Source organism: Pseudoalteromonas sp. AOP31-A2-14, assembly GCF_052378035.1.
Taxonomy (GTDB): domain Bacteria; phylum Pseudomonadota; class Gammaproteobacteria; order Enterobacterales; family Alteromonadaceae; genus Pseudoalteromonas.
The window spans coordinates 3,192,429-3,206,348 of sequence record NZ_JBQSXI010000001.1 but is presented as its reverse complement, the minus strand read 5'-3'; the positions used below and the strand labels follow the sequence as shown (position 1 = coordinate 3,206,348).

At 40.3% G+C, this 13,920-nt stretch carries 9 protein-coding genes; 6 read left to right on the top strand and 3 right to left on the bottom strand.

The window, feature by feature from the left end; translation table 11 throughout:
• Positions 1–47: 47 nt before the first annotated feature.
• Positions 48–1,322: a group II intron reverse transcriptase/maturase gene (gene ltrA, locus ACT3S9_RS14810; RefSeq protein ID WP_086960535.1), complete on the top strand. Its 1,275-nt coding sequence runs from the start codon at positions 48–50 to the stop codon at positions 1,320–1,322.
• A gap of 107 nt (positions 1,323–1,429) precedes the next feature.
• Positions 1,430–1,687: a hypothetical protein gene (locus ACT3S9_RS14805; protein ID WP_441835887.1), complete on the top strand. Its 258-nt coding sequence runs from the start codon at positions 1,430–1,432 to the stop codon at positions 1,685–1,687.
• Between the two features lie 251 nt (positions 1,688–1,938).
• Here ACT3S9_RS14805 and nfuA read toward each other — a convergent pair whose 3' ends face one another.
• Positions 1,939–2,514 carry a Fe-S biogenesis protein NfuA gene (gene nfuA, locus ACT3S9_RS14800; RefSeq protein ID WP_441835888.1) on the bottom strand — a complete coding sequence of 192 codons (576 nt, stop codon included), beginning with the start codon at positions 2,512–2,514 and terminating at the stop codon, positions 1,939–1,941.
• Positions 2,515–2,661: 147 nt separating this feature from the next.
• Here nfuA and ACT3S9_RS14795 point away from each other — a divergent pair, with 147 nt between their 5' ends.
• The 3 genes from ACT3S9_RS14795 (at position 2,662) to ACT3S9_RS14785 (ending at position 9,362) form a co-directional block, all read left to right on the top strand.
• The gene (locus tag ACT3S9_RS14795) at positions 2,662–5,214 is read left to right on the top strand and encodes a M14 metallopeptidase family protein (RefSeq protein ID WP_441835889.1); all 2,553 of its coding nucleotides are present in this window, start codon (positions 2,662–2,664) and stop codon (positions 5,212–5,214) included.
• Positions 5,215–5,376: 162 nt separating this feature from the next.
• The gene (locus tag ACT3S9_RS14790) at positions 5,377–6,744 is read left to right on the top strand and encodes an alkaline phosphatase PhoX (RefSeq protein WP_441835890.1); all 1,368 of its coding nucleotides are present in this window, start codon (positions 5,377–5,379) and stop codon (positions 6,742–6,744) included.
• A 497-nt stretch (positions 6,745–7,241) separates the two neighbouring features.
• Entirely contained in the window at positions 7,242–9,362 is a 2,121-nt protein-coding gene (locus ACT3S9_RS14785) for a TonB-dependent receptor (RefSeq protein WP_441835891.1), read from the top strand.
• A gap of 38 nt (positions 9,363–9,400) precedes the next feature.
• On the opposite strand, the gene ACT3S9_RS14780 is transcribed toward ACT3S9_RS14785, so the two are convergent.
• On the bottom strand, positions 9,401–10,096 hold the full coding sequence (locus ACT3S9_RS14780) for a ComF family protein (RefSeq protein WP_441992994.1): 696 nt from the start codon (positions 10,094–10,096) through the stop codon (positions 9,401–9,403).
• A gap of 58 nt (positions 10,097–10,154) precedes the next feature.
• On the opposite strand from ACT3S9_RS14780, the gene bioH reads away from it, so the two are divergent.
• A complete protein-coding gene (bioH, locus tag ACT3S9_RS14775; protein ID WP_444751014.1) occupies positions 10,155–10,892 on the top strand; it encodes a pimeloyl-ACP methyl ester esterase BioH in 738 nt (245 codons plus the stop codon).
• Between the two features lie 480 nt (positions 10,893–11,372).
• Here bioH and ACT3S9_RS14770 read toward each other — a convergent pair whose 3' ends face one another.
• The gene (locus ACT3S9_RS14770; RefSeq protein ID WP_444751013.1) at positions 11,373–13,700 is read right to left on the bottom strand and encodes a Tex family protein; all 2,328 of its coding nucleotides are present in this window, start codon (positions 13,698–13,700) and stop codon (positions 11,373–11,375) included.
• Positions 13,701–13,920: the final 220 nt, after the last annotated feature.

The following is a 13,920-nucleotide window of genomic DNA, read 5'->3' as shown; positions in this document are numbered from 1 at the left end:
GATAAGTAGAGTGACACGAGCAGACATACCGCAAGCAAAGGCAGAAAATGACAGTTTACTACAGCTTGTACGGACAATTATTAGACATTAATAACCTGTACAAGGGATTCAAAAAAGTGAAAGCAGCTAAAGGAGCGGCCGGAATAGATAGGCAGACCGTAGGCGCATTCGCCCTGAATTTAGAAGCAAACTTAAAACAACTGCAACTTGAGCTGCAAACCAAGCAATATAGGGCACAACCTGTCAAACGGGTGGAAATACCCAAAGATGATGGCGGTGTCAGAATGCTAGGTATCCCCGCAGTTCGAGACCGAATAGTGCAACAAACACTATTGAACATACTCCAACCGATATTCGACATCGACTTTCACCCATCGAGTTATGGGTATAGGCCGAAACGAAGCTGTCATGACGCTATCAGTAAAGCAAGTGTATTTATCCGTAAATACCATCGCGACTGGGTCGTAGACATGGATTTGTCGAAGTGTTTTGACCTGCTTGATCATGCTTTGATAATTAGGAGTGTTAGACGCAAAGTGACGGACGGTAGTATTTTAAAACTGATTAATCAGTTCTTAAAAAGCGGAGTAATGATAGGTGAACACTGGGAGGCTAGTACGATAGGAAGCCCACAAGGTGGCGTAATTAGCCCGTTATTGGCCAATATCTACCTAGATGCTTTCGATCAAGAAATGAAAAAGCGTAATCACCGAATAGTGAGGTATGCAGATGATATCTTGATTTTGTGCAGCACAGAAAAAGCAGCGCAAGAAGCACTTAAGGCATCCACCCAGATACTAGAGCGAGACTTGAAATTAACCGTGAACCAAAATAAAACCCATATTGCTCATAGCAGCAAAGGAGTGAAGTTTTTGGGAGTAGAGATAGGTAGCCAGTGGACACGGATACAAGCATCAAAACTCATCGGGTTTAAACAAAAAGTGAAGCAATTAACAAAACGTAACGGCGGCATAAATTTAGCAGAAGTAATAAAACGGCTAAATCCAGTTGTGCGCGGTTTTGTAAATTATTTTAGTATAGCCAATTGTAAACGAGAGCTAAAAGCCTTGGCAGGTTGGATCAGACGAAGACTAAGGGCAATACAGCTGAGGTTGTGGAAGAAGCCATCAAGGCTACATCGACGACTAAAACAGTTAGGAAAAAAGCCACCGTTTAAGTTCATTAAGATGAACTCGTGGCGTAACTCACTAAGCCCTTTATCTTGTGTATCGATGCCAAACCAATGGTTTGAGGAGCTTGGTTTATATCCAATAGAAAAAGTGAATACGGGATGGCTTGCTTTATCGGCGTTTAGGAAATAAGTTGATAAAATGTGAAGGGTACAGGAGCCGTATACGAGGTCCGTACGTACGGTTCTGTGAGAGGGATGAGGCATAAGCCTCACCCTACTCGATGTGTTTAGTAGGTTATGAATTTTGGTTTAAAAAATCTGTGGCGATTATATAATGGTTGTACTTCGGTACAAATGGTCATTACAGCGTGTGACTATGTAGAAGCAAGTGTTAAGAGTGAGCTGCGGTACAATGACTCTGATCCACTTAAGCCAACAAGAGATAATCGAAAAGTTAATATTATTAATGGTGTTTTAAATGTTTTAGTTGCGCCGCTGGGTCGAGCTATGTTTGAGGAAGAAGTCTGCGCTCAGCCAGAATCTAAGCCTTACTGACATGATAACAACACGGTATTTGTTGAGTAAATTGCTAATCTTTAAAGTCGTCGTGATTATTAGGGGTTATTCCCTTTATGACTTGCGAAAAACAATGCTACAGCGAGTATTATAATACCGATAATTTGTAAGCTATAATGGCTATAGTAACCAAAAGCAATAAAGCACGGCCAGCACAAACAGTGCCAGGCCGCGTAAAAAGCGTTTTAAGCTGAGCTTAGGAGCAGAGCCTAAGCGGTAGGTCATCGTGTTTAGTAGTAAGAATGCTCGCCAGCCTGGTGCTCGGTAATGTCTGCCACACCGGTGATCTCTTCAAACTTAGCAATCATCTCTTTTTCGATGCCTTCTTTAAGTGTCACATCGATCATCGAGCAACCATTACAGCCGCCGCCAAATTGCAGTACCGCAACACCCTCAGCAGTAATTTCTACCAAGCTTACTTGGCCACCGTGATTAGCTAGCTGCGGATTAACTTCAGTTTCAAGCATGTGTTGAACTTGCTCTTCTAGGGTTGCATTCTCGCTTAACTTACGCGCTTTAGCATTAGGCGCTTTAAGGGTTAACTGCGTGCCCATTTTGTCAGTCACAAAATCAATTTCAGCTTCTTCTAAAAATGGTGCGCTTTCAGCGTCAACAACCGCCTCAAAGCCATTAAAAGGCAAGCGAATATCACTGTCTTCTACTGCATCTTCAGGACAGTAAGAAACACCACACTCAGCTTGTGAGCTACCAGGGTTTACTACGAACACGCGTATATTGGTTTTTTCGGCCTGATCGGATAATAATTTTGCAAAATGTGATTGTGCGTTTTCGGAAATAGAAATCATAAAAACAAACTATACCTGACTAAATTACTCGGATACTTGCCATCATACTCCGCTCATCGCATTGTCGCTAGTGTTGGGCGTAAAAAGTTGGTATCTAATTTAGTCAATGGTAGCGTAAAATCATTCATCATTTTTTGAGTGTTTTTCATGCGCTTTATAATAACAATATTAACTATACTGCTAAGCTTTACTGCTTCAGCGCAACCACTTTCTTATTATTTTGAACAAGATACAAAGTTTGACCCGACAATTCCAACACCAGAAGAAGTGCTTGGTTATGAAGTGGGTGAATGGCATGTACGCCATGATCAATTGATTCGATACATGGAGATTTTAGCCGAAAAAAGTGATCGTATTAATTACGAAATAATTGGCCGTACGCACGAGCAACGCCCCCTTGTAATGTTAACTATTACTGGGGCTAATAAACTAGCTAATATTGAACAAACACGCCAAGCGCATTTAGCACGATTAAGTAATGGTGAAAGTGATACAAGCACCGACCAGCCTGCTGTAGTGTGGATGGGGTATAGTGTGCATGGCAATGAATCATCGGGTAGCAACTCAGCTTTATTGGTTGCCTATTACCTAGCCGCGGCACAAGGGAAAGAAATTGACACACTGTTAAACAACACGGTTATTTTACTCGATCCTTCATTAAATCCGGATGGCTTGGCGCGTTTTGCCAATTGGGCAAATAGTAATCGAGGTATGAACTTATCGGCTGATCCAGAAACTCGTGAGCATATTGAGAGCTGGCCAAGTAGCCGCACTAATCATTATTGGTTTGATTTAAACCGTGATTGGTTATTGCTACAGCATCCTGAGTCACGCGCGCGGATTGCCAAGTTTCATCATTGGAAACCAAATATCTTAACTGACTTTCATGAAATGGGACCTAATAGCACTTACTTTTTTCAACCGGGAATTCCTAGTCGTAAACACCCAATCACTCCGGATGAAAATGTCAGCTTAACGAAGGCTATTGCTAACTACCATGCGAAAACGTTAGATAAACACAATGCTTTGTACTTCACTGAAGAAAGCTTTGATGATTTTTATTACGGAAAAGGCTCAACCTACCCTGATGTAAATGGCGGTGTAGGAATTTTATTTGAACAAGCCAGCTCTCGTGGCCATGTGCAAGAAACACAAAACGGTACGCTAACTTTTCCTTTTACAATAAAAAACCAGCTATTAACGAGTTTATCGACCTTCCAAGCGGCTGTAGATAACCGCCAAGACTTATTAAATTATCAAGCTGACTTTTATAATGGGGCTGTAGAGCTTGCTGGCGATGAAGATTATAATGGCTATGTTGTTGAAGGCGGTAATGATGATACACGTAAGGCACTTTTTTTAGATTTATTAAAACAGCACCAAATAAACGCTTACCCACTTACAGATTCAGTTAAAGCCCAGGGTAAAGAATTTTCAAAACAAAGCTACTTTGTACCATTGGCGCAGCCTCAATTTCGTTTAGTAAAGGCTATATTTAGCGAACAAAAACGTTTTGTAGATAACACCTTTTATGATGTGTCTGGTTGGACACTTGCGCATGCTTTTAATTTAGAGTTTGCAAAGGTAACTAGTGGTTGGGGTTTAAATGTAGCAAAAGAAGCATGGCAAGCGGCAAAAGTGAAGCAATTTCCTACATTAACTTCGCATTACGCTTATGGTTTTAAATGGGATGATTATTTAGCCCCAAAACTGCTTAACTCATTACTAAAGCAAGGCGTAAAAGCTCGTGTAGCACTTAAGCCACTTACTGCAAAAACACCTAATGATAGCCAAGATTTTGCCCCAGGTAGCATTATTGTTCCTGCGGGTATTCAAACCAATAATGATTGGGTGGAAATACTCAATCAAGCGCAAACAGAATTTGGTATTGAAATAACTCCAATCACCTCAGGACTAACCGCTAAAGGTGCTGATTTAGGCTCTCGCTCGTTAGCTGTGGTTAAAGAGCCCAAAGTGTTGTTAGTAGGCGGGGAAGGCACCAGCCAGTATGAAGTTGGGGAAGTATGGTATTACCTAGACCGTTTTGTAGGTATTGCTCCCACGATAGTTGAACTTGAGCGTGTAGATGAATTAGAGCTCAGTGATTATAGCCATATTGTTTTGGCTCATGGGTATTACAATAGTCTCAGTGATGCTACTAAAGTCGCGATTAAAACATGGGTTCGTAAAGGCGGGGTCATTTGGGGGCACAAAGGTGGCGCAAAGTTTTTAGTTGATCAGCAGTTATTAAAAACCAGTTATTTATCGCGCGAAGATGTTGCGAGTGCGTTTAAAACAGATGGCTTGAGTTATGGTGATAAGAGCCACTTATCAGGTCGTCAACGTATTGCTGGCGCAATATTTAACACTAAGGTCGACTTAACACACCCGCTTACTTATTCATTAAGCCGTGAAACACTCCCCGTATTTAAAAATAGCACTTGGTTAATTGAGCCTTCAAATGCGCCGTTTGTTAACGTTTTACAGTATACCGAAAAGCCGTTACTAGCGGGCTTTACAGATGATGTAAATGTAGAACAAGTCGCAGGTGCTGCGGGGCTCGTGGCGCACTCTTATGGCCGTGGTAATGTTATTGGTATGACTGACAACCCAGTCTTTAGAGGTTACTGGTATGGTACAAGTCGATTACTTAGTAATGCGCTCTTTTTTGGGCATACATTTCGAGTGGATGGTGATTAATTGTTAACCAATTATTAGCTCCTTTAATATTGTTCATTAGTAATGTTAGAGCTACCTGCAATATGACATTTTCATGAATTTATACGTTGGATGCGTTTTTATGATTATTTTTAATTTATTATCTACTTTCATTTAAGATCATTAGCTTCACAGGGTTTAAATATGATTTCCCGAAGACAATTTCTTTTGAGTGCTGGGACGCTCGCATTCGTTGGTCTTTCCAGAAGTGCATTTGGTAAGGCTACTTTAGCTAACTTGACTGATAGCGTATTGGCATATGGCTCTTTAATTCCTGATAGAAAAAAATTACTCGATTTACCTGCTGGTTTTAGCTATCGCGTTATTTCTCAATTGGGAGATGAAATGGACGATGGCTTATCTGTACCAGATAAAGCCGATGGGATGGGGTGTATAGCGCTTGATAGCGAAAGAGTTGTACTAGTACGTAACCATGAGCTTTCTCCAAAAAATATTAAGCAGGCAGCAACGAGCATTAAGTCACATAAAACGCCTACAGCCTATGACGTATTTGATGATGGCGTAGCGCTTCCCGGTGGCACAAGCCATATTATTTATAATATTAAAGAGCATAAAAAAGAACAAGAATTTCTATCGCTGTGTGGAACAATACGTAATTGTTCTGGTGGTGCTACACCATGGGGAAGCTGGCTTACTTGTGAAGAAACCGTCGCTAATCAGGCAGATGGATTAGGTAAATCTCATGGCTATATATTTGAAGTACCTGCAACGGCAAAAGGTTTGGTAAAACCAGAACCACTTGTTGCAATGGGACGATTTAATCATGAAGCAGCCGCAATAGATCCACGCACAGGCATTGTTTATCTTACTGAGGACAGAGGCGATAGCTTATTTTATCGATTTATTCCTAATGAATTTGGTACGCTTAGTAAAGGCGGTAAACTCCAAGCAATGGTTATTAAAGAACACTCGCAATTTGATACCCGTAATTGGAATGAATCCACAATGCTTAAACATACACCGATGGATGTTGAATGGGTTGATTTAGATGAGCCAGAGAGCCCAAAAGATGATCTAAGGATTAGAGGATATCAACAAGGAGCTGCACTTTTTGCTCGTGGCGAAGGCGTACATTGGGGCAACAATGAGCTTTATTTTTGCTGCACGAATGGCGGTAAAAAACAGCTTGGTCAAGTTATGAAATACCAGCCATCAGAGTTTGAAGGTAAAGAAAGTGAAAGCTCAGTCCCGGGTAAAATAGAGTTGTTTGTAGAAAGCGAAGATGAATCATTGTTTAACTTTGGTGATAACTTAACAGTAGCACCGAATGGTCACCTTATTGTTTGTGAAGATCAGTATACTGATATTGTCGATAATCATCTGCGCGGAGTAACACCTAGCGGAGATATTTATACGTTTGCTCGTTTAAGCGAACAAACAGAGCTTGCCGGCGCGTGTTTTTCGCCTGATGGTAATACACTATTTGTAAATGTATATTCACCAACTAAAACATTAGCAATATCAGGCCCATGGAATAGCTTTAAGGGATAAAAAATTAAACCTGTTGAGTTGCTAATGTTAGAATCTATTAATAGGTTTGTGTGGTAGATAAAAAGTGAATTAATTTATCGACACAAATGTTGGTAATGTTATATTATATCTTTCATGCTGAGATTGACATTACACTCACTTCGAAACCAAACAACACTAATAAAATATATATTAGTGTTGTTTTTGCTATTCAGTGTTTTTTCTGCTTGGCACGATACTTCACACGAATTACAGGCAGAGCAAGAATGTGAACTCTGTTTAACCTCTCTTGACTTAGAACACTCAATACCCGCTAAAGTAACCCTTTTTGGGGTACATTCTCACTCTCTTTCTTTAATAGGGTTAATTAGTCAGCACTTTTATAGTGTGTTTGTTGCTATTACAGGTAATAGAGATCCACCATCCGTTATTTTTAATTAATCAGTTAAATGTATTTTAAGCACTCGTTATTAAATGATATCGAGTGAATTTTATTATGTATTTTTAGAGATAACAGCATGAAAAATAACTATTCACCTTTAGTGCTAGCCTTGTTAACAGCAATGAGCAGCACTGCATATGCAGACGAAAAAAACATTCAAAAAGATGAAACCGATATAGAAAGAGTGTTAATAACGGCCTCCCCACTAAAACGTACTGTGCTTGAATCAAGTACACCCGTAACAATATTGAGTGGCGAAGAGCTAGACCAAAACCAAGCGGCCACGTTAGGTGATACTTTAAAAAATGTACCCGGTGTGCATAGTTCATATTATGGACCTGTTGCGAGTAGCCCAATTATTCGTGGCTTAGATGGACCACGAATCAAAGTTGTTCAAAATGGTTTAGGTGCGTCTGATGCATCACGTGTAGGTCCCGATCACCAAGTCTCAACCGAAACATCTACCGCCACTCAAATTGAGGTCCTAAGAGGTCCAGCTACGCTTTTATATGGGAGCGGCGCTATTGGTGGAGTTGTGAACGTGGTTGATAACCGCTTACCAGCACAAAAAAAAGAAGGCGTAAGCGGTGAAGTATTTGCACAATACGATAATGTGGCAGATGCTAAAACTGTTTCAACAGATTTAAATGCAGGCTCTGGTGATTTTGTTTTTCATATTGACGGGTATACCCGAAAAACCGATGATTATAAAATTCCGGTGCCGACTGATATAGATGAAGAGGGGGGTAGTACAACACTAGCTAACTCAGCTATTGATGCCAGCGGTTATAACTTAGGGGCTGGTTGGATAACCGATGATACACGAGTTGCTTTTTCGTATGGTCATATGGACTCTGAATACGGTTTACCAGGCGAAGAAGGCGTGTTTATAAAGCTAAACCAAGATCGTTATCAAGGCGTAGTTGACTGGAATAATTTAGATGGCTTTATTCAAGCAGTACATTGGAAAAATGCGTATACAGACTACGAGCATTCTGAAGTTGAAGGTACAGAAATTGGCACTACTTTCAAAAACGAAAGTATTGAGTCTAGATTGTCGGCTGACCATGCACCTGTATACGGTTGGAAAGGTATTGTTGGCTTGCATTACAACAAAAGTGACTTTGAAGCGATAGGTGAAGAAGCATTTACCCCACCAACTAAGACTGACAGCATTGCTGCATTTTTAATGGAAGAAAAAGAAGTTGGCCCACTTTTATGGCAACTTGGTACGCGTGTTGAACAATCAACTCATAATGTAAATAATGACTTTTTTACTGAGTTAAGTGCATCAAATGATATTTCGTTCGACAACAAAGATTATACAGCGGTATCAGGCTCTGCTGGTGTTGTTTGGAGCATTAACGAAAAACACTCATTATCCTTTAATTATGCTTACTCACAACGCGCACCATCGTCTTCTGAAATATATTCATATGGTCCTCATATTGGCTCAGGTACTTATGAAGTCGGTGGTGGGTTTGAACTTAATAACGACAATGGTCAATACAATGTCGTTCAAACAGACGAAAGCATGGATAAAGAGGTCTCAAATAATATAGATATTACTTATCGTTATAACGCGGATACATGGAATGCGAGTGTTAGCGTATTTAATAATGAAGTAGATAACTATATTTTTGAAGATTTTACCGATTTAGTTATTAGCGATGGTGCCTTTATTACATCAGCTGATTATGAGAACCAAGTGGCTATATTAGGAGAGTCAGATGAAGAAGCTGATGGTTTGCCAGTCGTTTTATTTTCACAGCAAAACGCCCGTTTATACGGCTACGAAGCACAAGTTGATTGGCATTTAAATGATGATTGGCGTTTAGAGGTATTTACTGATTATACGCGGGCTAAATTAGATTCAGGCGGTAATGTCCCAAGAATGCCACCAATGAGATTTGGCTCATCTGTTCACTACGAGTATGAAAATTGGCATACCGAAGTCGAAGTTATTCGTAACGCTAAGCAAGACAAAATAGCTGAGAACGAAACGCAAACAGATGGCTATACAATGCTATCTGCCTCAGCTAATTATTACCTTGATTTAGGTGATGTAGATATGACTATTTATATTAAAGGCGATAATTTAACGGACGAAGAAGGGAGAGTGCATTCGTCATACTTAAAAGACGAAGCACCATTACCAGGTCGTTCAGTTAGCCTAGGTGTAAGAGCTCGTTTTTAATCGTTAATGATTGAAATACCCTAAAGTAGCTGTGGGATTTAAATTGGTGTTAAGCACGTTACAAACGCCCAAACTTGTTTTGCCCCAGCTTGTTTTAATGCCTCAGTCGCTGCATTTAGCGTTGCGCCTGAGGTCATTACATCATCAACAATAGCGATTACATCACCGGTTATATCTTTATTGCATTGAAAAGCACCTTGCACGTTTTTAACTCTTTTAGCACGGGTTAAATGGGTTTGTTTATTAGTCGCTTTATGCTTAATCAATAAATCATCACCGATAATTTCATCAAATAAACATGCTCGCCAACTTTGATCAACCTGATTAAAGCCTCGGCTAAAAAACCGCTGGCGATGCAAAGGCAGTATGACAAAGTAATCAGGCCATTCATCAGCACTATTTTTGGCTATTTCAAGCTGTTGGCTAATTACTTGGATAAGGGCTTTTTTATAATGAATTTGATTATGAAACTTAAGTTGGGTTAGCCAGTGATCAAATGGCGAACGGTACCAAGCACATGCAAACAAGTGCTCAAATTGACAGTCGGGAAATAACTCAGCTATATCTGGGTGATACAGTAGGTTTTTACTCGCGGTTAAATCAAATAAAGGAAGATCGGCTAAGCAGTGTTCACAAAGCCCTTGTTGCTCATATATCTGTACTTGGCATTGCAAGCAATAACAAGGGAATAACCAATCACCTAGACCTTTACTTAAGCGAGAAATGTTGGCCATTGCATTCAGTCCTTTAAACGCTATTATAATACTTAAGTGTGGAGCAGGATAACTAAATATGCAAAACGAATTGGTGTTATTACACGGCTGGGGAATGAATAAAGGCGTGTGGGAGGTTATTCAGCCTGAACTTGAATTTCTTTGCAATAATAATGTAAAAAGTCTCGACTTACCTGGTTACGGTGAGCATTCATGTAAACTAACAGCTTATACATTACATAACGCCGCAAAGTTACTAAGCAAGCAAATAAAACCTAACTCAACTTTAATGGGTTGGTCACTAGGAGGCTTATTTTCTCTGTATATTGCGAAACATTGGCCTGATAAAGTGAGCAAGGTTATCTTAGTTGCTTCAACCCCATTTTTTGCTGAGCAAGATGATTGGTCGGGTATTAAAGCGGATGTATTAAATACCTTTAAAGAGCAATTAGTCAGTCATCGAGATAAAACAATCGAGCGCTTTTTAGCTATTCAAGCAATGGGTAGCCAAAGTGCTAAAGACGATATAAAACAACTTAAAAAGTTACTTAAGCAATACCCTGCCCCGCAAGAGGACGCTTTAACAGGTGGCCTTGAAATATTACAACAAGACGACTTAAGAGCGTTTTTTAGTGACTGCGAAGTACCTATTAAAGGTGTGTTTGGCCGTTTAGATGCGCTGGTGCCGTATCGCGCGATTGCAAAAATGCATGCGCTGAATCCGCAGTTTGAGTATGAAGTGCTTGATAAAGCGTCTCATGCGCCGTTTATCTCACATAAAGAAGAATTTTTAAAAGCTATCAAATCAATACTTTGAGCTCGATGTAAAAACAGCCTAGTTTATACTTTGTTTTGTGTGATTGATGAACGATAATTAATTGAGTATATAGCCGGTCGAGATGAGTTGTACCAATAGGTTCTGTATTTAATAATGGTGTTAAAGGTTTTAGCTGTGCCAGTTAAGGTATTGAAAAATCCAGTGCGGAGATTAACCGTGCGTCTATTACTCTACTAGAACTCAACAAGACGATACACAACTTGCGCAACAACGTCAGTTAGCAGTGGCGAGCCCTGAAGAAGGGGTAATATTATTTAAAGTCGACAGTCGTTTTAACAGCGATGACAATGACACCTTAAGCGAACACGGCCAAGCGTGACTTCAGCAGACTTCTAAGCTGGGTTGTTAGCGTAAATATAAATTTTAATAACTATTTTAAATTTATTAAAAAACCGCAATATTATTAATATCGCGGTTTTTATTGTTTGGTATCTTTAAGCTTAAAACATAAAGGTACGCTTATTTTTTGGTCTTCGCGTTGGCAAAGGCATCTGCAAATGCGTTACCCATCATCGCATTACCACTATCTATTTTAGGTTTTTCTGCAGAGCGTGGTTGGTTGTTGTTACTGCGAGATTGGTTATTTGCAGCCGCTGGCTTTGATTTATTGCTGGTGTTAATGTCGTCATCTAAGCGCATAGTAAAGCTAATGCGTTTACGTGCTGCATCAACTTCTATTACTTTTACTTTAACAATATCACCGGCTTTAACGACTTCACGAGGATCGGAGATAAACTTATTAGTAATTGCTGAAATATGCACTAAGCCATCTTGATGAACGCCCACATCGACAAACGCACCAAAGTTAGCAACGTTAGAAACTACACCTTCTAAAATCATACCTGGTTTTAGGTCGCTAATTTTTTCGACGCCAGCTTTAAACTCGGCTGTTTTAAACTCAGGGCGTGGATCGCGTCCTGGCTTATCAAGCTCACTTATAATATCGGTAACCGTTGGTAAACCAAATTTTTCATCGGTGTAGTCATTCGCCACTAACTTATTGAGTAGGTCTGAGTTACCAATCAGGGCATTCACATCAAGCGTATTTTGCTCACAGATACGTTTAACAACCGGGTAAGCTTCAGGGTGAACCGATGATTTATCAAGTGGATCAGAGCCGTTACTAATTTTTAAAAAGCCTGCAGCTTGCTCAAAAGCTTTTGGGCCTAAGCGCTCAACTTTTTTAAGTTCACTGCGCTTGGCAAACGAACCGTTGGTGTCACGATAGCTGACAATATTTTGTGCTAACGTTTTATTTAAGCCCGATACCCGCGTCAATAATGGTACTGAAGCCATGTTTAAATCTACACCGACTGAGTTTACACAATCTTCAACTACAGAGGTTAACGACTGTCCCAGTTGGCTCTGCGATACGTCGTGTTGGTATTGGCCTACACCAATTGATTTTGGCTCAATCTTAACGAGTTCAGCGAGTGGATCTTGTAAACGACGGGCAATCGATACCGCACCACGTAAAGATACATCTAAATCAGGAAATTCATTGGCTGCAAATTCAGATGCCGAATAAACCGAGGCGCCTGCTTCACTGACCATAATTTTATTGAGTTTAAGCTCTGGCAAAGACTTCATTAGTTCGCCAACTAGCTTGTCTGATTCACGTGAAGCCGTGCCGTTACCAATTGCTACAAGTTCTACTTTATGTTGGCGACAAAGCTGCTCTAAGGTACGAACTGATTTATCCCAATGGTTTTGTGGCGCATGTGGGAAAATAGTTTGCGTAGCGAGTAGTTTACCTGTGCTGTCGACCACGGCTATCTTACACCCCGTACGCAGACCAGGATCAAGTCCAAGCGTTGTGCGAGCACCAGCCGGGGCTGCCATTAGTAAGTCTTTTAAGTTTTTAGCAAATACGTCAATCGCGCCGGTTTCGGCTTTTTCGCGCATCGCCGCTAAAAATTCATTTTCTAAATGTAGGCCCAGTTTAATTTTCCAAGCCCACTGGACTACGCTTAATAACCACGGACTTGCTGTTTGGTCTTTGATATTAAGACGATAATAATCAGCAATCATCTGAGCACATATTTGCGCTGGGTTCTCTACGCTAGGTTCAGGATTTATACTTAACTGTAATACTCCTTCGTTGCGGGCGCGCAGCATGGCTAGTGCCCGGTGCGAAGGTATTTTTCTTAGTGGCTCTTGATGCTCAAAATAATCGCGGTATTTAGCACCTGCTTGCTCTTGGCCAGCAATTAGTGAAGCTTCAATCTGACCGTGTTGGCCAATGTGGCTACGAAATTTAGCAAGTAGTTTTGCGTCTTCAGCAAAGCGTTCCATTAAAATAAACTTAGCGCCATCAAGCACGGCTTTACTATCAGCAAACTTGGCTTCTGGATTTAGGTATTTAGCCGCTTGTTGCTCTGGGTTTAAATCTGCATCATTAAATAATGCATCAGCTAACGGTTCTAAGCCTGCTTCAATAGCTATTTGACCTTTAGTGCGGCGCTTAGGCTTATAAGGTAGGTATAAATCTTCGAGCTCAGTCTTACTTTGCGCGGTGTTAATATCAGCTTGTAAAGCCGCGGTGAGTTTATCTTGCTCTTTTATAGTCGCTAAAATAAAACTGCGACGCTCTTCTAGCTCTCTTAAATAAGACAAACGTTGCTCAAGTAAACGCAATTGCGTGTCATCAAGGCCACCGGTTACTTCTTTACGGTAACGAGCGATGAAAGGAACAGTAGCACCTTCATCGAGTAATTTTGTAGCAGCAACTACTTGTTGCTCTTTAGCATTTAGCTCAGTAGCTAAACGTGCAGAGATATTGCTCATGCAAAAACCTTATTAAACAATTTTAAGATCAAAACACAGTTGTTTTGATGTAATGATTTGCTTGAATAATATCACAGCCAAGCAAAGGGGCTATTGATCTTTGGAGATTAATTTTGCAGCTGCATTTGCTTTTTGGTTTTTATTTAGGCTCCTTGGTTATGAACCTCGCGCTGCGATTAAATACCCTAAATAAAAAGGCCTTAAAGCGGTTGCTTTAAGG